Origin of the sequence: Pseudomonas sp. M1 (assembly GCF_022760135.1) — a bacterium.
GTDB lineage: Bacteria > Pseudomonadota > Gammaproteobacteria > Pseudomonadales > Pseudomonadaceae > Pseudomonas > Pseudomonas citronellolis.
Window position 1 is genome coordinate 4657951 of the sequence record NZ_CP094343.1, and the last position, 20550, is coordinate 4678500.

The 20550-nt window shown below is 69.1% G+C and carries 19 protein-coding genes; 7 read left to right on the forward strand and 12 right to left on the reverse strand.

The window, feature by feature from the left end; all coding sequences use genetic code 11:
• Positions 1-4: 4 nt before the first annotated feature.
• The gene (locus tag PM1_RS20415; protein ID WP_009621557.1) at positions 5-439 is read right to left on the reverse strand and encodes a DoxX family protein; all 435 of its coding nucleotides are present in this window, start codon (positions 437-439) and stop codon (positions 5-7) included.
• 119 nt (positions 440-558) lie between these two features.
• Positions 559-1983: a transglycosylase SLT domain-containing protein gene (locus PM1_RS20420; RefSeq protein WP_009621555.1), complete on the reverse strand. Its 1425-nt coding sequence runs from the start codon at positions 1981-1983 to the stop codon at positions 559-561.
• A 636-nt stretch (positions 1984-2619) separates the two neighbouring features.
• Between PM1_RS20420 and PM1_RS20425 the strand changes: the two genes are divergently transcribed.
• The 3 genes from PM1_RS20425 (at position 2620) to PM1_RS20435 (ending at position 5570) form a co-directional block, all read left to right on the forward strand.
• Complete coding sequence (locus PM1_RS20425) at positions 2620-3435, forward strand: TatD family hydrolase (protein ID WP_009621553.1); 816 nt, start codon at positions 2620-2622, stop codon at positions 3433-3435.
• 138 nt (positions 3436-3573) lie between these two features.
• The gene (locus tag PM1_RS20430; RefSeq protein WP_009621550.1) at positions 3574-5052 is read left to right on the forward strand and encodes a methyl-accepting chemotaxis protein; all 1479 of its coding nucleotides are present in this window, start codon (positions 3574-3576) and stop codon (positions 5050-5052) included.
• 158 nt (positions 5053-5210) lie between these two features.
• The gene (locus tag PM1_RS20435) at positions 5211-5570 is read left to right on the forward strand and encodes an Mpo1-like protein (protein ID WP_009621548.1); all 360 of its coding nucleotides are present in this window, start codon (positions 5211-5213) and stop codon (positions 5568-5570) included.
• Between the two features lie 3 nt (positions 5571-5573).
• Here PM1_RS20435 and PM1_RS20440 read toward each other — a convergent pair whose 3' ends face one another.
• The 6 genes from PM1_RS20440 to PM1_RS20465 all read right to left on the reverse strand — a co-directional run bounded on the left by PM1_RS20440 (position 5574) and on the right by PM1_RS20465 (position 12479).
• Positions 5574-6374, reverse strand: coding sequence for an acyl-CoA thioesterase (locus tag PM1_RS20440; protein WP_009621545.1), 801 nt, complete (start codon positions 6372-6374; stop codon positions 5574-5576).
• Between the two features lie 420 nt (positions 6375-6794).
• Positions 6795-7556 (reverse strand): CHAD domain-containing protein, encoded by a 762-nt coding sequence (locus PM1_RS20445; protein ID WP_009621543.1) that lies wholly within the window; start codon positions 7554-7556, stop codon positions 6795-6797.
• 95 nt (positions 7557-7651) lie between these two features.
• Positions 7652-9643 carry a transglutaminase TgpA family protein gene (locus tag PM1_RS20450; protein ID WP_009621541.1) on the reverse strand — a complete coding sequence of 664 codons (1992 nt, stop codon included), beginning with the start codon at positions 9641-9643 and terminating at the stop codon, positions 7652-7654.
• Positions 9640-10593: a DUF58 domain-containing protein gene (locus PM1_RS20455; RefSeq protein WP_009621539.1), complete on the reverse strand. Its 954-nt coding sequence runs from the start codon at positions 10591-10593 to the stop codon at positions 9640-9642. Before PM1_RS20455 ends, PM1_RS20450 begins: the two co-directional genes overlap by 4 nt.
• Before the next feature lie 13 nt (positions 10594-10606).
• Positions 10607-11524: an AAA family ATPase gene (locus PM1_RS20460; RefSeq protein WP_009621537.1), complete on the reverse strand. Its 918-nt coding sequence runs from the start codon at positions 11522-11524 to the stop codon at positions 10607-10609.
• 94 nt (positions 11525-11618) lie between these two features.
• Positions 11619-12479, reverse strand: a complete 861-nt coding sequence (locus PM1_RS20465; protein ID WP_009621535.1) for a LysR family transcriptional regulator — start codon at positions 12477-12479, stop codon at positions 11619-11621.
• 114 nt (positions 12480-12593) lie between these two features.
• Here PM1_RS20465 and PM1_RS20470 point away from each other — a divergent pair, with 114 nt between their 5' ends.
• Positions 12594-13037, forward strand: coding sequence for a multidrug/biocide efflux PACE transporter (locus tag PM1_RS20470; RefSeq protein ID WP_009621533.1), 444 nt, complete (start codon positions 12594-12596; stop codon positions 13035-13037).
• A gap of 543 nt (positions 13038-13580) precedes the next feature.
• On the opposite strand, the gene pyrF is transcribed toward PM1_RS20470, so the two are convergent.
• The 3 genes from pyrF to PM1_RS20485 all read right to left on the reverse strand — a co-directional run bounded on the left by pyrF (position 13581) and on the right by PM1_RS20485 (position 16631).
• A complete protein-coding gene (pyrF, locus tag PM1_RS20475; RefSeq protein ID WP_009621531.1) occupies positions 13581-14279 on the reverse strand; it encodes an orotidine-5'-phosphate decarboxylase in 699 nt (232 codons plus the stop codon).
• 89 nt (positions 14280-14368) lie between these two features.
• The gene (locus PM1_RS20480; RefSeq protein ID WP_009621529.1) at positions 14369-15328 is read right to left on the reverse strand and encodes a response regulator; all 960 of its coding nucleotides are present in this window, start codon (positions 15326-15328) and stop codon (positions 14369-14371) included.
• Position 15329: 1 nt separating this feature from the next.
• A complete protein-coding gene (locus PM1_RS20485; RefSeq protein ID WP_009621527.1) occupies positions 15330-16631 on the reverse strand; it encodes a sensor histidine kinase in 1302 nt (433 codons plus the stop codon).
• A 194-nt stretch (positions 16632-16825) separates the two neighbouring features.
• On the opposite strand from PM1_RS20485, the gene PM1_RS20490 reads away from it, so the two are divergent.
• Together PM1_RS20490 and PM1_RS20495 are read left to right on the forward strand one after the other, a co-directional pair.
• Entirely contained in the window at positions 16826-16999 is a 174-nt protein-coding gene (locus tag PM1_RS20490) for a DUF2897 family protein (protein ID WP_009621525.1), read from the forward strand.
• A gap of 108 nt (positions 17000-17107) precedes the next feature.
• On the forward strand, positions 17108-17872 hold the full coding sequence (locus tag PM1_RS20495; protein ID WP_009621524.1) for a CPBP family intramembrane glutamic endopeptidase: 765 nt from the start codon (positions 17108-17110) through the stop codon (positions 17870-17872).
• On the opposite strand, the gene PM1_RS20500 is transcribed toward PM1_RS20495, so the two are convergent.
• Positions 17873-18496 (reverse strand): TetR/AcrR family transcriptional regulator, encoded by a 624-nt coding sequence (locus PM1_RS20500; protein ID WP_009621522.1) that lies wholly within the window; start codon positions 18494-18496, stop codon positions 17873-17875.
• Between the two features lie 222 nt (positions 18497-18718).
• On the opposite strand from PM1_RS20500, the gene PM1_RS20505 reads away from it, so the two are divergent.
• Positions 18719-20533, forward strand: coding sequence for an acyclic terpene utilization AtuA family protein (locus tag PM1_RS20505; protein WP_009621520.1), 1815 nt, complete (start codon positions 18719-18721; stop codon positions 20531-20533).
• Positions 20534-20550 lie beyond the last annotated feature (17 nt).

Sequence of the window (20550 nt, forward strand, 5' to 3'; positions counted from 1 at the left end):
TCGCTCAGCTGGAGAGCTTGCGGTCCAGGGAGAAGGGGCCGGCGCCGCTGATGAGCAGGGCCACGCTGATCATGATCAGGGTGAAGGCGTATTCGAAGCCGTTGTTGGTGATGAAGAAGCCGTTGGCGATGTGCACGCTGAACACGGCCACCAGCATGGCGACGATCAGCGGGATGCTGGCCAGGCGCACCAGCAGGCCAAGCACCAGGAACAGCCCGCCGAAGAACTCCGCGCTGCCCGCCAGGGTGGCCATCAGGTAACCGGGGGTCACGCCGAGGGATTCCAGCCACTGGGCCATGCCCGACAGGCCCGGGCCGCCGAACAGGCCGAAGAGCTTCTGCGAGCCGTGGGCCATGAAGGTCAGGCCGGTGGTGATGCGCAGCACGGCCAGGCCGACGCCGGCGTTGGTGGACAGAATGGATTTGACCAGAGCGTTCATGGTGCGTCCTTGTGCAGAGGAAAGTGGGTGAGGCAACCGTCGTTGCGTGAGAAGCAATATAGATCATCTAATCGATATAAAAAGCGCAAAAACACGCTAAAACATATCGGAAAGACCGATTACTTCTGGACGGAAGCTACCCGCTGCCGGGACTCCAACCCATCGCGCTCCCGCTGATAGGCAAGATAGTACTTGTTGACGCTGCTGACGTAGTTCACCACGCCCATGCCCACTTCCTGGGCCGCCACGCGCTCCACCTGGAAGAACCAGCGGTCCGGGTTCAGGCCCTGGCGGCGGGCCTGGGCGCGCAGGCCCTGGACGCGCTCGGCGCCGATGTTGTAGGCGGCGAGGATGAAGCCCAGGCGCTCGTGCTCGTCCATGCGCGGGCTGTTGAAGTAGCTGCGGCGCAGCATGGCCAGGTACTTGCTGGCGGCCTGCACGTTGTTCTCCTTGCCCTCCACCGAACGCAGCCCGACGCTGCGCGCCGCCGCCGGGGTGACCTGCATCAGCCCGGTGGCGCCGGACGCGCCGCGGGCGCCGGGGGTGAGGTTGGATTCCTTGTAGGCCACCGCGGCCAGGGCCAGCCAGTCGAGGCGGTACTGCTCGGCGAAGCGCTGCAGGGTCGGGCGCACCGCTTCGAGCTTCTTGCGGTCGCCCTTCTCCAACGGGTTGCGCACCTGGTAGGCGTGGCGGTACAGGCGCTGGAAGTTGCCGTCCTGCTCCGCCGGGGCGTGGTAGTCCTTGAGGAAGCGGTCGACGCTGGCGTGCAGCATGGAGGCGTCGCGGCGCACGTACCAGGTCATGTTCCGCCGGTTGTCGAGCACCAGGTGGCGGTCGATGCGGATCTTCTTGAACACCTTGGCCCAGCGCTCGGCGATCGGCTGTTCCACCACGGTGCAGGGGTAGATGCCGGCCTGGACCATCTCCAGCACGTCTTCCACCGCCAGGGACGGGTCCACCCAGTCGATACCGATAGGCGCCAGGCGGCGTTGCGCCAGGCGCTCGTTGACCTGCTGAATAGCCTCGCCGGCGGCGCTGCCGGGGGCCAGGGCGATGCGCTTGCCGGCCAACTGCTCCAGGCGCGCATAGCGCTTGTTGCCCTGGCGCGAAACCAGCACCAGCGGCACATCCTGGCGCCACGGCAGGCTGGCGGCGACGTCCTGGCCGTCGCGGGCCACCAGCACCTCGCCGGGGGCGACCAGGTCGCCTTCGCCACGCAGCAGCGCGGCCAGCAACTGGTCCTTGGCCTTGGGAATGAACTTCAGGGTGAGCGGCTTGCGCCCGGGGGCGTTGTCGTTGAGGTATTGCTCGAAGGCGCGCAGGCGGTTGTACTCGACGCCGATGGGCTCGCCCTTGATCTCGCCGGAGCTGTTGCGGCTCTGGTTGACCAGCACGCGCAGCACACCGCTGCTGCGGATGCTGGCCAGATCGCGGGTGTCGGCGCTCTCGCGCTGCCAGTTGTCCGGCTGGCTGGTCAGGCGCGCGGCCGCCGGCTGCGGCAGCCATGCCAGCAAGCAGAGAGTGAGCAGCAGCAGTCGCGTCATCCAGGTCTCCAAGGATTGGTGATTCGCCGGCGGTCCACTGAGAACCTGATTACGATCTGCTGCGCGTCGGCATAACTGCGTTAAAAACAGGCGAGTAATGCTCATTTAGAAATCTAAACTGCGCTTCCTCGCCTGTTTTTGCCTTGTTCTGCTCTAGCTCGCGAGATCGTAAACGAGGTCCTAAGAAAGCGGCGCCCTCCGCAAGTTCCCGGCCCCGAAAAAGGGGCGCGAGCGTCTCACAAGCGGAGATCGATGCCAATCCAAAATTCCCGAAGCACTTTCACAAGTGCATTCAACAGGCTGTTTTTTAAGGCTTTCTTAAGAAAACAGAAGATTCTGCTATGCTGCCCGCCCGAATCCACAGGGGTCTGAAGATGTTTGATCACGACCGCGACGGCGCCTGTTTTTGTGCGGGACTAGGCGCGAGGAGAGCGGTTTGGTCATTCCAAATAAACGACGAGCAACGACGTACCGCACAAAAACAGGCCCGTCCCTTCGGGTTGCGCGGCAAATGGCGCCATGCGTCGTTGCGGGACTTGGCAAGGGGGCACCATTCCCGGCGTCCCGCGCCTAACCTGGCGCCATTTGACGCAGCAACGCGGTTCGTGATCAAACATCTTCAGACCCCGGTGAACCATGCAACTGATCGACATTGGCGTCAACCTCACTCATCCGACTTTCGCCAACCGGCTACAGGCGGTCATCGAGCAGGCCATCGGCGCCGGCGTGGTGCAGATGGTGCTGACCGGCACCAGCCTCGACGAGAGCGAAGCCGCCCTGCGCCTGTGCCGCGAATACGACGAAAGCGGCCAACGGCTGTTCTGCACCGCCGGCGTCCACCCGCACGATGCTTCGCAGTGGAACAGCGCCAGCGCCGCCACCCTGCGGGGCCTGCTGGCGGAAGACAGGGTACGCGCGGTGGGCGAATGCGGCCTTGACTTCAATCGGGATTTCTCGCCGCGGCCGCAACAGGAAAAGGCCTTCGAGGAGCAGTTGGCCCTGGCCGTGGAGCTGCAGCGCCCGGTGTTCATCCACGAGCGCGACGCCGGCGAGCGCCTGCTGGCCATCCTCAAGGGCTTCCGCGACCAGTTGCCGGCCGCCGTGGTGCATTGTTTCACCGGCGAGCGGCGCACGCTCTACAACTATCTCGATCTCGACCTGCACATCGGCATCACCGGCTGGATCTGCGACGAGCGCCGCGGCACCCACCTGCAGGAGCTGGTGCGGGAGATCCCCCGCGGCCGCCTGATGCTGGAGAGCGACGCCCCCTACCTGCTGCCGCGCAGCCTGCGGCCAAAGCCGAAGCACGGGCAGAACGAGCCGGCCTTCCTCCCCGAGGTGTTGCGCATCACCGCCCTGCATCGCGGCGAGACGGAAGACGACCTGGCGGCCCATACCACGGCCTGCGCCCGGCGCTTCTTTGGCCTGTCGGAAATTGCCGAACAAGGCTGACGAATACCCCTCAAGAATGTCCGGAAAGCGACGCTAACCTGGGAGGCGAAGCTGTCTTGACCCTCATCAAGACAGACTTCTTCTCTTCAACGAGAATGAAGGCCAAAAGCCATCATTCCCACTACAAGAAGCATCCCCATGGGCGCCTGGATCCGCGATATCTCTCTGAAGTACAAGTTCTGGGCCGTGAACGCGGTCGCCTTCTTCACCACCTTGCTGCTCGTGCTGTTCGCCATGCACCAGGAGGTGGACGCACGCAACCAGGCCGCCCGCCAGGGCGCCGAGGCCCAGGCCCGGCTGCTGCAGAACTGGCCGGCCGGCACGGCGCTGCCCAGCGCCGACAACCTGCTGAGCTTCGCCAGCGGCAGCGCCCCGCAACTGCCGGGCGTGGACACCGGCGCGCTGGCTCGCGGCAACGGCTGGGTCGACCTGGGCGGCGCCTCCAGCCGCCTCGGCCCGCTGGCCGGCGCCTGGGTGCGGGATGCCGGCGACGGCCAGCGCATCGCGGTGCTGGCCCCCGGGGCCGATCTCTGGCAGGTGTTCGGCGAGCGCGCCCTGGCTTACGCCGGCGCGGTGCTGGTGCTGATGATGGCCCTGCTGGCCGCCTCGCAACTGCTGATCCGCTTCATCCTCACCCACCTGCTGAAACTGCGCGATGTGATGCAGCACGTGGAGCGCAGCGGCGACCTTTCCGCCCGCGTGCCGCTGGACAGCCGCGACGAGGTGGGCCAGATGGCCACTGCCTTCAACGCCATGCAGGCCGGCTACCAGCGCGTGGTCGGCACCGTGGCCCAGGCCGCCGGGCGCCTCGACGAAGGCGCGCGCACCCTCGCCCAGAGCATGGGCCAGGTGCGCCAGGGCATGCTCGGCCAGCAGAGCGAGACCGACCAGGCCGCCACCGCGATCAACGAGATGTCCACCACCGTGCACCACATCGCCCAGCACGCCGCCGACACCCGCGACCAGTCGCAGGAAGCCGACCGCCTGGCCGGCGCCGGCCAGCAGGTGGTGGGCCGCGTCGGCGAGTCCATCGCCGGGCTGTCCCAGGGTGTGCAACAGACCGCGCAGATGATCCAGCAGCTGGCCGAGGACAGCCAGAAGATCAGCAGCGTGGTCAGCGTCATCCACGGCATCGCCGAGCAGACCAACCTGCTCGCCCTCAACGCCGCCATCGAGGCCGCCCGCGCCGGCGAGATGGGCCGCGGCTTCGCCGTGGTGGCCGACGAGGTGCGCAACCTGGCCAAGCGCGTGCAGGACTCCACCGACGAGATCACCCAGATGATCAACGCCCTGCAGTCCGGCACCCGCGACGCCGTGGAATTCATGCAGGAAAGCTCGATCAAGGCCGACGGCTGCGTCGAGCAGGCCCAGGAGGCCGGCGAGGCGCTGGCGGCCATCGCCGGGGCGGTGGCGCTGATGCGCGAGAGCAACACGCAGATCGCCGTGGCCGCCGAGCAGCAGAGCCAGGTGGCCGAGGAGATGACGCGCTCGGTGGTGGGCATCCGCGACGTCACCGAGCTGACCGTGCAGCAGACGGTGGATTCGGCCGGCACCAGCCACCAGTTGGCCGAGCTGGCCGGCGAGCTGAGCCGGGCGATCCGCCAGCTGCGCCTGTAATCGCCCCGCTCTGCCCCACGCGGCCCGGCATTGTCCGGGCCGCGTCGTTTCCGGCTATCGAAGCCATAGGCGATAGTCACTCGCCGCGCGCCCGCCAGAGACCTAGACTTTGTGCAAGCGTCCGTGAAAACGGGCAAGACCGGAAAAGGAGTCCGCCTATGGGCAAACGTCATCCCAACCTGTTCGCCTGGCAATGGCAAGGCTACGCCGCCAACCACCGCAACCCGACCAACCTGGCGTTGCACCTGGTGGCGGTGCCGCTGTTCGTGGTCGCCGCCCTGGTGCTGCTGGGCGGGCTGTTCAAGCTGAGCCTGGGCAGCATCCTGCTGGGCGTCATCGGCATGGTCGCCGCGCTGGCCATCCAGGGCCGCGGACACAAGCTGGAGGAACAGGCCCCCGAGCCGTTCAGCGACCGCAAGGACGCCGTGAGCCGCCTGCTCGCCGAGCAGTTCGTCACCTTCCCGCGCTTCGTCCTCAGCGGCGCCTGGTGGCGCGCCTGGCGCAACCGCCGGCGCTGAGCCCTAGCCGAAGATGGTCGCGGTCTGCCGCGAGATCGCCAGCAGCTGGCCGTCCGCCGTCCAGCACTGGGCGGCGATGTGCCCGTAGCCGTCGCGGGCGTGTTCGATGGTCGCCAGGTACTGGCACCAGCCGTTGGCCGGCAGGGCCGGTTGCGGCTGGACGAATTCGATGGTCCAGGTCAGCGAGCTGGACGGCGCCGGCGTCTTGAGCATCGGCAGGGTCGCCGGCGGCCAGGCGTCGATCAGCGCCAGCAGGTGGCCGACCTCCATCGGCTCGTCGCCCACGCCGTCGCCGCGGAAGCGCATCCAGCCACCCATCTCCCGTGAAGTGCTCGACGAAAAGGGCATGCCGCCCACAGCCCAGCGCATGGCGATGTGGCGGGTGAACTCGGGCATCAGCTTGCGGATGAAGGGCAGCTCCTGGCAGTCGTCCACTGCCTTGAAGGCCGGCGCCGGCAGGCCCTCGACCTGCACCACCGATTCGCGCGGCAAGCCGAAGCTGGCCTGGGCCAGGGTCAGCACCTGGCCGTTCTGCACGGCGCGGCAGAACACCTGGCTGACCGCCTTGCCTTCGCGCAGCACCTCGGCCTGGAAGCTCACCGGCACTTCCGGCTCGACGGGGCCGACGAAGGTAACGGCCAGCGAACGCAATGGCCGCCCGGCCTCGGCGACGGCGGCCATCGCCTCGTAGGCCATGGCCGCCACCAGGCCGCCGAAGCTGGCGCGGCCCTGGCCCCACTGTGCCGGGATCACCACTTTTTCCGGCGCATTGCGCACCGCCTGGATGAGTTCGGGAAAGGTCATCGTCGCCTCCTGCTGACTGGGTCAGGGGGCATCTTAGGGGGAAAGGCGGCGGGGCTGGCAACCATCCTTAGGGCTGAACGCGGGTCCACTCAAGGGGCGAATGTTCGTTCATAGATGGGAGTGAGGCATGACCCTGTGGCGGTTATCCGCCGAGATACCCAAGCCATGAGCCGCGCCAAGGCCGAACCCGGAGCGGCCGGATGCCATGGTCAAACGGCGTGGTTGATGAACCAATCGCGGACGGAGTCCGCGCCTACGGTTCCAGGAAGCACGGCTTTTCGTAGGATGGCGTTGAGCGAAGCGATACCCATCACCACGGCAGCATGGGTATCGCAAGCTCAACCCATCCTACGAAGAGCACCTCCGCGCAAGGTAGGACTCCGTCCGCGATCATCCGTCGTTGAAAACGGCGGATGGCGCTCAGCCCAGCGCCTTGAGCAGCCGCTCCAGGCTCTCGTCGGCATCCCGCTCGGCCAGGTCGTGCAGAGCGTTCCAGTGCGGCTGCAGGGGCATCAGGTCGAGTTCGCGCTCGCTGCGGATCAGCCACTGCTCGTAGTCGTGCCAGGTGCCCAGGGTGGACTGGGCCTCCTTCAGCGGCGCCAGCACCTTCTGCGGCAAGGGCGAATCCTTCGGGTAGGCCTCCAGGGCGTAGCGCACGCGCTTGATCAGCAGGCGCAGGCGATGGCGGTCGTGGGCCGGGTCCTTGAGGGCTTCGCGCAGCTTGTGCCACTGCTTGGCCAGGCGCTTGCGCACCTGGGCGTGCAGGCCTTCGAGCACGCCGTGGCGTTCGGCGGTGCGCCAGAGCATCGGCCAGCCGTCGAGCAGGCGCATCAGCCGGTCCCACTGCGGGCTGGCGAGCAGCGCCAGGTAGCCGGAGGTCAGTGCCGGCCGGCGCAATGCGGCGGCCTTTTCCAGGCCTTCGGCTTCCAGCACCGGCAGCAGCACTTCGAGGTCGCGCAGCGGCCCGCTCAGGCGGCCCAGTTCGCTCAGCGCCGCCTCGATCTCGTCGATGCCGGGCATGCCCTGGGCCGGATGCAGCAGGCTGCGCAGGCGCCGCACGGCGATGCGCAGGTCGTGCAAAGCCTCGCTGTCGGAGCGCGCGCGCAGGCGCTCGGAGGCCGCGAACAGGGCCACCTCCTGCTCGATCACATGGGAAACCAGATAGTCGCTGAAGGATGACACGGCGAACTCCGTCCGTCGGGGCCTGGAATCTATGAGGTTAGCTGGCGGCGCATCGGCGGCAAGCCGCCGCCCGTGGCCGATGGTCGCAAGGCGTTTCAGCGGCCACGCCGGGTCAGCCACCAGGGCAGTTGCCGGCGCAGCCGCGCCAGTTGCCCGCGCAGTTCCTGCGGCGCGGAAGCGGCGCCGGCGTAGCGCTGGCGTTCGAACGCCGCCAGGTAGGCCTGGATGCTCGCGGCCTGGGCCGGCAGCGCAACCATCGCCCGCTCGGCGAAGGCGCGCGGCCCTTCGCCGGCGTGGCGCTGCAGGCCCTGGGCAGCCAGAAGCTGTTCGAAGCGCTCGAAGCTGCGCAGCTGCGCATCCCGCGTCCGCCGCCAGGGCTTGAACAGCAGCAGCGCCAGCAGGCCCAGCGACAGCGCCCCGCCACCCACCAGCAGCACGCCGGTCCAGAGGCTGTCGCGCGCGCCGAACCAGGCCCGCAACAGGCCCGCCTGCTGCTCGCCCTGGTAGCCCAGCACCCAGCGCTGCCAGTCGTAGTTGAGGTTATCCCAGCTCAGGCGCAGTTGGCTGAGCAGGCCGAAACCGCCATAGCGCAGGCGGGCGAAGGGCGAGTCGGCGAGGAAGCTGCCCTCCTCCGCCAGCGCCGCCTGCAGGCCGCGCTCGATGCGCGAGGGGGCGACCTGGAAGGTCGGGTCGACGCTGCGCCAGCCCGCGCCCGGCGACCAGTACTCGACCCAGGCGTGGGCGTCGAACTGATGCACCAGCAGGTAGTCGCCGGCCGGGTTCAGCTCGCCGCCCTGGTAGCCGGTGACCACCCGCGCCGGGATGCCGGCCGCGCGCAGGACGAAGGTCATGGCCCCGGCGTAGTGCTCGCAGAAGCCGCGGCGGGTGTCGAACAGGAAGCCGTCGATGCGCTCCTCGCCGGTGGCCGGCGGACGCAGGGTGTAGGCGTAGGGCTGGTCGTGGAAGTGGCGCAGCACCGCCTGCACCAGCGCCTCGGGCTGCGGGTAGCGCTCGCGCAGCTCTGCGGCCCAGGCCCGCGCGCGCGGGTTGCCGCGGGCCGGCAGCTGCAGGTCGCGGCGCAGCGCCGTGGCGCTGCTGTCCGGCTCGCGCAGGGCCCGGGGCCAGGAGCTGGCGCGGTACATCAGCACGTCCTGCACCGGGCGCCGCCGCTCCAGGCGGAAGTCGCTCATCATGCGCGCATCGTCCGGGCCGCCCTCGGCGACGTCGAGGGTGAACAGCCAGGGCCGCGAGCTGGGCTGCATGATCACCTGGTAGCTCAGCGATGGCCCCTGCCTGCGCCAGTCCGGCGCCCGTTCGCTGCGCCCCTGCCAGGACTGCGTCCAGCGCTGGCCGTCGAAATTCTCCAGGGTCAGGGCGCGCCAGTAGAGCTGCTCCTGGGGCGGCGCGGCGTCGTCGAACTTGACGCGGAAGGCCAGCTCGGTGGACTGGCTCAGCTCGACGAAGTCGCCGGGCATCATCGAGTCGCTGAGCCCGGTGGTGGCCTGGCCGCCGGGCAGCGGCAGCGACCACAGCGGGCCCAGGCGCGGGAACAGCAGGAACAGCAGGAGCATCAGCGGCAGCGCCTGCAGCAGCAGGCCGCCGGCCAGGCGCAGGGTGCGCCAGGGGCCTTCGGCGAAGCTGCTCTGCTGCAGGCCGATCAGCGCCGCCAGCAGCGCGGTGACCGGCAGCAGGCTGAAGGCCGCGGCCAGCAGGCTGGCGTCGAACAGGTAGCTGGTGGCCACGGCGAAGAAGCCGAGCAGGATCAGCACCAGGGCGTCGCGGCGCGTCTTCAGCTCCACCAGCTTGATGACGAAAGCGGCGATCAGCAGCACCACGCCGGCGTCCAGGCCGATCAGCGAGCCGCGCGACAGCCACACGCCGATGCCGGCGGCGATCACCAGGGCCAGCTTGGCCAGGCCGTTGGGGTAGCGCGCGCGCATGCGGTAGACCTGCACGCGCCAGGCCGCGCAGCCGAGCCAGAAGCCCACCACCCAGAACGGCAGGTGCTCCAGGTGCGGCAGTATCACCAGGGCCTGGGCCACCAGCAACCAGGTCAGGGCTATGCGCGGGATCGGCTGCTGGCTCACGGCCGTACTCCGAACAGCGCCAGCTCGCGCAGGCAGGCGCCGCGGTGGGCATCGCCGCTGGCCAGCGGCAGCTGCACGCCGGGCAGGCGCAGGCCGAAGCTCTGGCCGCGCAGGGACAACTGCAGCACCCAGTGGCAGAGGCAGGACAGGCGCGTCTCGACGTCGCCGCCGAGCAGCTCGAAGTCCAGCCAGAGGTCGCGCCCGCTGAGCGCGGCGAAGTCCTTCACCAACAGGCCCTGGCCGCGGGAGTAGGCCTTCCAGTGCAGACGCCGGCGCGAGTCGCCGCTCTGGTAGGGGCGCAGGCCCTGGAAGTCGTCGGCGCCGCTGCCGCTGGCGCGCAGGCCTTCATCGTGCTCGTCGGCGCGGCCGCCTTCCAGGGGCAGGTCGGCGGGCAGCGGGCGCGGGTAGACCAGGCCGGCCTGGTCCAGGTCGAGCCAGCTCCAGGCCACCAGCAGGCCCAGGGGGAAGCGGCTCTCCACCCGCAGGCGGCCCGGGCGCAGCCAGCCGCGGCGCTCGGCCGGCAGCGTCAGCAGCAGTTCCTCGGCGCCATTGGCGCGCACATCGGCGTACTGCAGCGCCTGTTCCGACCAGCCGAGGCCGATGGCCCGGCGTTCGCGGCCTTCGCCTTCCAGGCGCACGCGGAAGCAGACCTGCTCGCCGACGAACACCGGCAGCGCGCCCAGCGCGGTCAAGCGCAGGCCGCCGAGGTTACGGTAGGTGTGCAGGATGGCGACGATGAACAGCGACAGCAGCAGGAAGGTCAGGCCGTAGGCCAGGCTGTTCTGGTAGTTGATGGCGGTGAGCAGCAGCAGGACCACGGCGACGCCGAAGGCCACGCCCTGCCCCGAGGGGATGATGAAGATGCGCCGCTGGTTCAGCTGCAACGAGGGCGACGGCGGGATGCGCCGGGCGATCCAGCTCTGCCACAGCGGGCGGACCTTCACCAGCATGGCCGGGCCCCGCTCACAGCGCCGGGACTTCGCGCTGCAGCCATTGCACCAGGGCGCCGCCGCCGTGCCCGGAAGGGTCGGCCTGGTCGCGCAGGCGGTGCCCGGCCACCGACGGCAGCACCGCCTGGACGTCCTCGGGGATGGCGTAGTCGCGCCCGGCCAGCAAGGCCCAGGCGCGCGCCGCGGCCAGCAGCGCCAGGCTGCCGCGCGGCGACAGGCCGAGGGCGAAGGCCGGCTGGCTGCGGGTGGCCTCGGCCAGGCGCAGCACGTAGTCGACCAGGGCGTCGCTGACGTGGACCTTCGGCACCTCGGCCTGCAGCGCCGCCAGCTCGTCGGGGGTGAGGATCGGCTCCAGGCGCGGCAGCAGGTCGCGGCGCGCCTCGCCCAGCAGCAGGGCCTTCTCCGCCGCGCGCCCCGGGTAGCCCAGGGACAGGCGCATGAGGAAGCGGTCGAGCTGGGATTCGGGCAGGGCGAAGGTGCCGCCCTGGGTCACCGGGTTCTGCGTGGCGATCACGAAGAAGGGCTCGGGCAGCGGCCGGGTGGCGCCCTCGATGGTCACCTGGCCCTCTTCCATGGCCTCCAGCAGCGCGCTCTGCGCCTTGGGCGTGGCGCGGTTGATCTCGTCGGCCAGCACCAGCTCGGCGAAGATCGGTCCGGGGTGGAAGACGAACTGCCCGGTGTCCTTGTCGAAGACCGAGGTGCCGAGCACGTCGCCGGGCAGCAGGTCGGAGGTGAACTGGATGCGCTGGAAACTCAGCCCCAGCACCCGCGCCAGGGCATGGCTGAGGGTGGTCTTGCCCATCCCCGGCAGGTCTTCGATCAGCAGGTGCCCGCGGGCCAGCAGGCAGGTCATGGCCAGGCGCACCTGGACCTGCTTGCCCAGCAGGATCCGGTCCACCGCTTCCAGGCATTGCTCCAGCTTGCCGCGCATCCTCACCTCGTGCCGTGCAGACGAAAAGTCCGATCCTACTGGCCCGCCGCGGCAGCGAACAGGCCGCTTGGCCACAAACTGTGACGGGGCCGGCTCAACTGGCCAGCAGCCGCTGCACCAGCCAGCGCGCCGCCGGGCCCAGGCTGCGCTGTCGCGACCAGACCACGTCGACCGCCACGCTGCGCGGCCAGCCGGGCACCTGCAGCGGGTGCAGGCGGCCATTGGCGAAGCGCTGGTTCATCCAGGTCGGCAGTTCCACCCAGCCGAAGCCGAGCACCGCCATGTCCAGCAGCAGCAGGTAGGTCGGCGCCGACCAGCAGCGCCCGCCCAGGGGCGGCTCGGCGTCGTCGATGAAGGTGTTCAGGCGCAGGTTGCGGTGGCCCAGCAGGTCGCTGCGCTCGACCTTTTCCAGCTGCGCCAGCGGGTGCGCGCGGCTGACGAACAGGCCGAACTCGGCGCATTCGCCGAGGGTGGCCGAGCCGATGTCCGGCGGATAGTTCGGCTGCGCGGCGAGCAGGCCGAGGGAAGCGCGGCCCTGGCCGACCAGGTCGATGACGTCGCCGTGCTCGGCGATCAGCCATTCGAACTCGATGTCCGGGAAGTGCTGGTCGATTTCCGCCAGGCGCTTCTCGAAGGGTTCGGACTGGTAGGTGTCGGACATCGCCAGGGTCAGCCGCGGCTCCATTCCCGCCGAGAGCTGCCCGGCCAACTGGCCGAGGCGGTCGTTGGCCATCAGCACTTCCTCGACGCGGCCGAGCAGGGCCTTGCCGGCCTCGGTCAGTTTCGGCTGGCGCGCGCTGCGGTCGAACAGCTCCAGGCCCAGGTCGATCTCCAGGCGGGCGATGGCCTCGCTGACGGTGGACTGGCTCTTGCCCAGCTTGCGCGCGGCGGCGCTGAAGGAACCCAGGCAGGCGGCCTCGGCAAAGGCCTGGAGGGATTCGGGGGAATATTGCATGGGGGCCTCGTCCATCGGTTTTGCCGATGCTAGCCAACTTCGAAACAACCCTTCAACCGATGAGAATAGCCGCCAGCCGGCCCGGTGGGGCCCCTCTTTATCTGGAGAAAACCCATGAGCATGCAAAAGACGCTGAAGGAAAGGCTGTTCCACGCCCTGCTCTTCGAATTCATCGCCCTGGCCATCTGCGCCCCGACCCTGGCCTGGCTGATGGACCAGCCGCTGGGCCACATGGGCGCCCTGACGCTGATGTTCTCGCTGATCGCCACGCTGTGGAACATGGTCTACAACACCCTGTTCGACCGCGCCCAGCGGCGCCTGCAGTTCGCCCGCACCCTGCCGGTGCGCGTGCTGCACGCCTCGCTGTTCGAGCTGGGCCTGATCTTCATGCTGGTGCCGCTGGCGGCCTGGTGGCTGGGTATCGGTCTGGTGGAGGCGTTCGTGCTGGATATCGGGCTGATTCTGTTCTTCCTGCCGTACACCATTGCCTTCAACTGGGTGTATGACGCGCTGCGGGCGCGGTGGGTGGAGCGGCCGCGGGAGGTTTTGGTGCGTTGAGGGGCGGCTTGCTCGCGAACGGTGTTTGCCGGGGACTTTCGGTGCTGAATTCGAGAGCACCCTCTCCCCAGCCCTCTCCCGCAAGCGGGAGAGGGGGCTGTCCTGAGCGATGCGTCGGTCAGGCGCCATCCTCCCACCCTCGTCATTCCCGCGAACAGCGCTTGCGCTGCCTTGGCTTGGGTGTTTCTGCGCCGCTCCGAGTTTGCCCGACCGTCTTGTTTCGCCCCCCGGGCGAGTCCCTTTTGTCAAACGGTGGAAGGCCACCCCCGCAAAAAGGAACCAAATCGGCCTGCTGAAGGGGCGTTCCGGTGCGCTCGGAGGTTTCTCTGGAAGTCCGAATCGCGGACAGAGTCCGCTCCTACGGTTCCAGGAAGCACGGCTTTTCGTAGGATGGCGTTGAGCGAAGCGATACCCATCACCACGGCAGCATGGGTATCGCTCAACCCATCCTAGGGTTCAGGGAAGCACGGACGTAGGAGGACTCCGTCCGCGATTGGTTCATCAACCACGCCGGACGCCCCTGTGGCACGAACGCCCCCTCGTTCAGGCCAGGGAAGCGACTATCGCCGCCAGCGCCGCGCCCGGATCGGCGGCCTGGCTGATCGGGCGGCCGATCACCAGGTAGTCGGAGCCGGCGTCCAGGGCCTGGCGCGGGGTGAGGATGCGGCGCTGGTCGTCCTGGGCGCTGCCGGCCGGACGGATGCCCGGAGTGACCAGTTGCAGGGCCGGGTGCGCGGCTTTCAAGGCCGGGGCCTCCTGGGCCGAGCAGACCAGCCCGTCCATGCCCGCCTTCTCGGCCAGGGCCGCCAGGCGCAGCACCTGTTCCTGGGGCTCGACGTCCAGGCCGATGCCGGCCAGGTCCTCGCGCTCCATGCTGGTCAGCACGGTCACGCCGATCAGCAGCGGTTTCGGGCCATTGAAGGCGTCGAGGGTCTCGCGGCAGGCCGCCATCATGCGCAGGCCGCCGGAGCAGTGCACGTTGACCATCCACACGCCCATCTCGGCGGCGGCGCGCACGGCCATCGCGGTGGTGTTGGGGATGTCGTGGAATTTCAGATCGAGGAACACCTCGAAGCCGCGGCCGTTCAGCGTCTCGACGATACCCGCGGCGCAACTGGTGAAGAGTTCCTTGCCCACCTTCACCCGGCACAGTTTCGGGTCGAGCTGGTCGGCCAGCGCCAGGGCGGCCTCGCGGGTGGGGAAATCCAGGGCGACGATGATCGGGGTCTGGCAGACGGACATGGGCTCTCTCGCGGGGGGATTCTGAAAAACGCCGCGCATTGTCGCAGAAAGCGCCGCCGCCGGCAGCTTCCGGCGACGCGTTGCCCGTCCTATACGCTCAGGCGCTCGCGCAGGCGGCCGAGCATGCCCAGCAGGCTGCCGACCTTCTCCCGCTCGCGCTCCTCGCGCGGCGCCTCGGCCAGGCGCGCCACCTGCGGCTGCGGTTGCGCGCGCCACAGCTGGGCCTGTTCGGCGGCGGCCTTCAGGCCCTTTTCGAAGAGGCCGCGGCGGATCGGCTTGGGCAGGTAACGGAAGATCTGCGCCTGGTTGATCAGCGCCAGCAGGTCCTGGGTGTCGCGGAACGGCGTCACCACCAGGCTGAGCAGGCGCGGGTGGGCCTGGGCCAGGGACTTGAGCAGCGGCGCGGTGTCCTCGCCGGCGAGCCTCAGGTCGCTGATCAGGATGTCGATGGGCTCGGCGTTCAGCCGCAGCAGCGCCTCGGCCAGGTTGCGCGCGCGGTGCAGCTGGTGATTGCCGGCGGCGCAGAAGTCGCCGACGCAGGCCAGGGTGTCGGCGGCGTCGTCCAGCAGCAAGACGTTGAGCGGCGCGGCCAGCCGGCTGATGGCCTGCAGGTCGGGCGCGGCGGCCTGGCGCCCGGCGATCTCCGCCGCCTGGCGCAGGGTGAAGGCCATTTCCTGCGGGTCCCAGGGCTTGGTCAGGTAGCGGAAGATGCCGCCGTTGTTCAGCGCTTCCACCGCCGCGTCCAGGTCGGAATAGCCAGTGAGCAGGATGCGCAGGCAGTCCGGGGCGATCTCGCGGGCCCGGGCCAGCAGCTCGGCGCCGCTCATCTGCGGCATGCGCTGGTCGCTGACGAGAATCTGCACCGGCTCGCTGCGCAGGCGCTCCAGGGCGCGCCGCGGGTCGGACTCGGTGAGCACCTCGTAGTGCCGGCGGAACTGCATGGCCAGGCTGCGCAGGATGCGCTCCTCGTCGTCGACGAAGAGGATGCGGGTCAGGCCGGTGGGCCGGGCCTGGCCGGACTGCGGCAGGGCCTTGAGCGGCTGGGTCATGTCAGGCACTCCGTTTCAGGTCGCTGGCCTGCGCGCACGGCAGGCGGATGAGGAATCGCGTGCCGCGCCCCGGCTCGGAGGCGACGCGGATGCTGCCGCCATGGTCCTGGACGATCTTGTAGCTGATCGACAGGCCCAGGCCGGTGCCCTGGCCCGGCGGCTTGGTGGTGAAGAAGGGGTCGAAGATGCGCGCCAGCACCTCGGCGGGCATGCCCTTGCCGTTGTCCTGCACCGAGACGTACACCGCCGCCTCGTCGGCCCAGGTCCTGACGTGGATGTGGCCGTAGCCGTCCATGGCCTGGGCGGCGTTGGTGAACAGGTTGAGCAGCACCTGGTTGATCTGCGAGGGCGCGCAGGCGATGGGCGGCAGCTCGCCGAGCTGGCGGATGATCTCGGCCTTGTCCTTGATGCTGTTGCGGGCGATCAGCAGCGCGCTCTTCACGCACTCGTTGAGGTCCACCTCCTCGCTCATGGCGCGGTCCAGGCGGGCGAAGTCCTTGAGCCCGCCGACCAGCTCGCCGATCTGCGCCAGGCCGTAGGTGGTGTCGCCGAATAGCTGGTCGAGGTCGCCCAGCAGTTGCTCCAGGGCGGCTTCCGCGCGCACCTGCCCGGCGGTTTGCAGCGCGCGGGCCAGGCGCGCCTCGTCGCAGGCCGCGTCGTTCAGGCAGTCCGCCAGCTCGGCCTGGCTCTCGGCCAGCTGCAGCAGCGGCAGGAGCTGTTCGCGGATCAGTTCGAGGTTGTTGCGCACGTAGCCCAGCGGGGTGTTCAGCTCGTGGGCGACGCCGGCGACCATCTGCCCCAGGGAAGCCATCTTCTCCGACTGCACCAGCTGCGCCTGGGATTCCCGCAGGTCGACCAGGGCCTTGCGCAGCACGCGGTTGCGCTGGGCGATGCGCGCCTCCATGGCCTTGAGCAGGTCGAGCACGGTGCCCAGGCCCAGGTAGGCGCCTTCGCCGTCGACCAGGATGAAGTCCTCGGTGATCGGGTACTTCAGCTGCGCGGTGACCTGCTGCGCCGCCTGTTCCAGGCTCCACTCGATGTCCACCCGCAAGGGGCTTGCGTTCATCATCTCGCTGACCGGGCGGCGGCCCCAGAGGTCGCGGCCGAAGCGCTGCATGAAGATGTCCTGCAGGGTGTAGCGGCTGATCAGCCCCAGCGGGCGGCCCTGCCCGTCCACCACCGGCAGCGAGAGGAAGGCGCGATGCTCGGCGGTGAGCAGGCGGTCGGCGACGTCGCTGAGGCTCATCTGCGCCTGCAGCGGTTCCACGGCGCGCAGGAGTGCGTGCAGGGCGCTGGTGGTCATCGGCGGACTCCGCTGGCTGAAATGTCCGCCAGTCAATCAGGTCCAGATTGCCATCATGTGACAGCGGTCGCGCGCCACGCATCCTTCACGGGAAGGTCATACGCCGGCAACAAGCCTGCGTCCGAAAACCGCCACGCACTGACAAGCCGGGCGCGCGGGTTTATGGTGAAAGCTCGCATCCCAAGGAGAACGCCATGCCCTGGTACGCCTGGTTGATCATCGCCCTCGCCCTGGGCTCCATCCTCGGCGGCCTGTTGTTGCTGCGCGACAGCGCCCGCAAGCTGCCGCTGACCGAGGAGCAGCTCAAGCGCATCCATCAGCGCAACGCCGAAATGGACGCCCAGGACGCCCGCGACGACAAGCGCTGAGCGCCGCCGGCCGCCCCGGCGCCCGAGGTCATTTCCCTCATTCACCGCCGCAGGCATGGATCAGGCAGGGCGAATTGCCTAGACTGCGGCCGGTGGATGGAGGACACGATGCTCAGGAAGCTACTCCCGCTGCTGCCAGGGTTGCTCCTGCTCGGCGGTTTCGCCCTCGGATTCGTCCAACCCCTGGGGCTCTTGATAGGCGCACTCTTCGTCGCCTGGACACTCTACGGCGAACAACGCCTGCCCTGGCTGCTCTGGTGGCCGGTGTGCCTGCTGGCGAGCTTCGCCCTGGCCGCGCACCTGCTGCCCGGCACCCAGTCGTGGACGCTCTGGCCGCCGCGGCAGCTCTCCGCCGACGCCCCGGCCTACGCGCTGCGCCTGTCCTGGGACAAGGCGCTGGCCGGCGTCACCCTGCTCGCCTGGTGGCTGCGCCGGCCGCCGCTGGCGGGGGCCTCGCCGGACTATGCCGGCATCACCGTGGTCGCCACCCTGTTCGCCGTGCCGCTGCTGGCCACCGCCCTGGGCCTGGTGGTGTGGCGGCCGAAATGGCCGGACGGCCTGTGGATCTGGCTGTTGGTGAATTTCGCGGTGATCGCCCTGACCGAGGAACTGATCTTCCGCGGCCTGCTGCAGACCTCGCTGGTGGAGCGCCTGGGCGCCCCCGCCGGGATCATTGTCAGCAGCCTGCTGTTCGGCCTGGCGCACCTGCCCTTCAGCGGCCAGTTCGCCGTGGTGGCCGGCATCGCCGGACTCGGCTACGGCCTGGCGCTGCACTTCAGCGGGCGCATGCTGGTGCCCATCCTCCTGCACGGGGTGGTCAACAGCGTGCACCTGTTGCTGCTGAGCTACCCGCTGCACCTGGGCCTGGGCTGATCAGGCGGCCTTGTAGACCAGCAGCAGGGCCTGCTCGGCCAGGTCGTCGAGGGTCATGCTGCCGTCCTGGCGGAACCAGGTCATGGTCCAGGACAGCGCGCCGGTGAGGAAACGCCGCAGGATGAACGGGTCGCCCTCGCAGTAGCCGGCGGCGCGCGCCTCGCCGAGCACGTCCAGCCACATCTGCTCGTAGATGTCGCGCAGGCCGAGGATATAGGCCTGGCCCTCCGGCGACAGCGAGCGCCACTCGTAGACCAGCACCGCCATGGCCTCGCCGGTGCCGCCCATGATCGATTGCAGCTCGCAGCGGATCAGCGCCAGCAGGCGCTCGCGCAGGTCCTCGGCGTCGGCCAGGGCGGCGCGCATCAGCGCGGTGTTGTAGAGGATGGTCTCCTCCATCACCGAGCGCAGGATTTCGTCCTTGCTCTTGAAGTGGTGGAAGATGCTGCCGGACTGGATGCCCACGGCACCGGCCAGGTCGCGCACCGTGGTGCGTTCGTAGCCCTTGGCGCGGAACAGGTGGGCGGCGGTCTGCAGCAGCTTGCCGCGTGCGCTCTCCGGGTCGGTGACCTGCCCGTTCGCCACCAGCTCCAGCATCACTTCGCGCGCTTTCTGGTCATCCACGCTCTGCTCTCCCCTCGTCCGCCATCCGGCCACCACTGTTCAGGGCGATTCCATGATCGCCACGCAAGTACTTGTGCATACAGGTGAAATGTATGCCTGCGGCGGCAACCAAGCAAGCGCTTGGCCATCACTTGGTTGGGTTGTCTGGCGCTTATGCCCTCTTTTCAACCAAGCGCTTGCTTGGTAATGTCGAAACACCTCTCGACCGTCACGGGCAGAACAATGACCAAGACCGTACGCATCGGCTGCGCCTCGGCCTTCTGGGGCGACACCTGCAGCGCCGCCGCCCAGCTGGTGAAGGGCGCCGAGCTGGACTACCTGGTGTTCGACTACCTGGCCGAAATCACCCTGTCGATCATGGCCGGCGCGCGCCTGAAGAACCCCGAGGCGGGCTACGCCACCGACTTCGTCGAAGTGCTGGCGCCGCTGCTGGGCGAGATCGCCGGCAAGCGCGTCCGCGTCGTCAGCAATGCCGGCGGGGTCAACCCGCAGGCCTGCGCCAAGGCCCTGGCGGCCGCCTGCGAGAAGGCCGGGGTGCAGCTGAAGATCGCCGTGCTGGAAGGCGACAACCTGCAGCCCCAGGCCGGCGAACTGGCCAAGGCCGGGACCGTGGAAATGTTCAGCGGCGCGCCGCTGCCGCCGATGTGCGTGTCGATGAACGCCTACCTGGGCGCGCCCGGCATAGTCGAAGCGCTGGCGCTGGGCGCGGACATCGTCATCACCGGCCGCGTGGTGGACAGCGCGGTGGTCAGCGCCGCCCTGGTACACGAGTTCGGCTGGACCTGGAACGACTACGACAAACTGGCCCAGGCCGCGCTGGCCGGGCACATCATCGAATGCGGCGCGCAGTGCACCGGCGGCAACTTCACCGACTGGGAAAGCGTGCCGGACTACGAGCACATCGGCTTCCCCATCGTCGAAGTGCAGGCCAGCGGCGACTTCGTGGTCACCAAGCCGCAAGGCACAGGCGGCCTGGTCACCCCGCTGAGCGTCGGCGAGCAGATGCTCTACGAGATCGGCGACCCGCGCGCCTACCTGCTGCCCGACGTGGTCTGCGACTTCACCGGCGTGCAGCTGCGCCAGGCCGGCCCCGACCGCGTCGCCCTCAGCGGCGCCCGCGGCCTGCCGCCCACCGGCCAGTACAAGGTCAGCGCCACCTACCCCGACGGCTTCCGCTGCACCGCCAGTTGCCTGATCGCCGGCATCGACGCAGTGAAGAAGGCCGAGCGCGTGAGCCGGGCGATCATCGCCAGGACCGAGGAAATGTTCGCCGAACGCGGCTGGGGCCCCTACCGCGAAACCAGCATCGAACTGCTCGGCAGCGAAGCCACCTACGGTCCCCATGGCCGGCGCCGGGACAGCCGCGAGATCGTGGTCAAGCTCGCCGTGCGCCACGCCCGCAAGGAGGCACTGCTGCTGTTCTCCCGCGAGATCGCCCAGGCCGCCACCGGCATGGCTCCAGGCCTGACCGGCATCGTCGGCGGGCGGCCCACGGTGTACCCGGTGATCCGCCTGTTCTCCTTCCTGGTGGACAAGGCGCGCTGCCAACTGGCGGTGCGCATCGGCGAAGACAGCCATGCCGTCGCCCTGCCGCAACTGGAGCACTTCGACCCGGCGAACCTGGCCGAGGCCGCGCAAGCCCCTGCCGCCACCGGCCAGGCCACGGCCAGCGTGCCGCTGGTGAAGCTGGCAGTGGCGCGTTCCGGCGACAAGGGCGACCACAGCAACATCGGCGTGATGGCGCGCAAGCCCGAGTACCTGCCGTGGATCGCCGAGGCGCTGAGCGAAGGCGCGGTGGCCGAGTGGATGCAGCACGTGCTGGACCCGCAGCTGGGCCGCGTCAGCCGCTGGTACCTGCCGGCCAGCCACAGCCTGAACTTCCTGCTGGAGCACGCCCTGGGCGGCGGCGGCGTGGCCAGCCTGCGCATCGACCCGCAGGGCAAGGCCTTCGCCCAGCAACTGCTGGAATTCCCGGTGGCGGTGCCGCAGCACATCGCCGATGAACTCAGCTCTTCTACGACAAGAACGAACGCTTGAGCAGGACGACAAGAACA

What these genes read in the sequence shown, in the direction of transcription:
- PM1_RS20480 (WP_009621529.1), bottom strand. Translation starts at nt 15,328, where the DNA reads ATGACCCAGCCGCTCAAGGCCCTGCCGCAGTCCGGCCAGGCCCGGCCC.
- PM1_RS20495 (WP_009621524.1), top strand. Translation starts at nt 17,108, where the DNA reads ATGCTCAGGAAGCTACTCCCGCTGCTGCCAGGGTTGCTCCTGCTCGGC.
- PM1_RS20485 (WP_009621527.1), bottom strand. Translation starts at nt 16,631, where the DNA reads ATGACCACCAGCGCCCTGCACGCACTCCTGCGCGCCGTGGAACCGCTG.
- PM1_RS20490 (WP_009621525.1), top strand. Translation starts at nt 16,826, where the DNA reads ATGCCCTGGTACGCCTGGTTGATCATCGCCCTCGCCCTGGGCTCCATC.
- PM1_RS20455 (WP_009621539.1), bottom strand. Translation starts at nt 10,593, where the DNA reads ATGCTGGTGAAGGTCCGCCCGCTGTGGCAGAGCTGGATCGCCCGGCGC.
- PM1_RS20440 (WP_009621545.1), bottom strand. Translation starts at nt 6,374, where the DNA reads ATGACCTTTCCCGAACTCATCCAGGCGGTGCGCAATGCGCCGGAAAAA.
- PM1_RS20430 (WP_009621550.1), top strand. Translation starts at nt 3,574, where the DNA reads ATGGGCGCCTGGATCCGCGATATCTCTCTGAAGTACAAGTTCTGGGCC.
- PM1_RS20460 (WP_009621537.1), bottom strand. Translation starts at nt 11,524, where the DNA reads ATGCGCGGCAAGCTGGAGCAATGCCTGGAAGCGGTGGACCGGATCCTG.
- PM1_RS20505 (WP_009621520.1), top strand. Translation starts at nt 18,719, where the DNA reads ATGACCAAGACCGTACGCATCGGCTGCGCCTCGGCCTTCTGGGGCGAC.
- PM1_RS20435 (WP_009621548.1), top strand. Translation starts at nt 5,211, where the DNA reads ATGGGCAAACGTCATCCCAACCTGTTCGCCTGGCAATGGCAAGGCTAC.
- PM1_RS20425 (WP_009621553.1), top strand. Translation starts at nt 2,620, where the DNA reads ATGCAACTGATCGACATTGGCGTCAACCTCACTCATCCGACTTTCGCC.
- PM1_RS20465 (WP_009621535.1), bottom strand. Translation starts at nt 12,479, where the DNA reads ATGCAATATTCCCCCGAATCCCTCCAGGCCTTTGCCGAGGCCGCCTGC.
- PM1_RS20470 (WP_009621533.1), top strand. Translation starts at nt 12,594, where the DNA reads ATGAGCATGCAAAAGACGCTGAAGGAAAGGCTGTTCCACGCCCTGCTC.
- pyrF (WP_009621531.1), bottom strand. Translation starts at nt 14,279, where the DNA reads ATGTCCGTCTGCCAGACCCCGATCATCGTCGCCCTGGATTTCCCCACC.
- PM1_RS20415 (WP_009621557.1), bottom strand. Translation starts at nt 439, where the DNA reads ATGAACGCTCTGGTCAAATCCATTCTGTCCACCAACGCCGGCGTCGGC.
- PM1_RS20420 (WP_009621555.1), bottom strand. Translation starts at nt 1,983, where the DNA reads ATGACGCGACTGCTGCTGCTCACTCTCTGCTTGCTGGCATGGCTGCCG.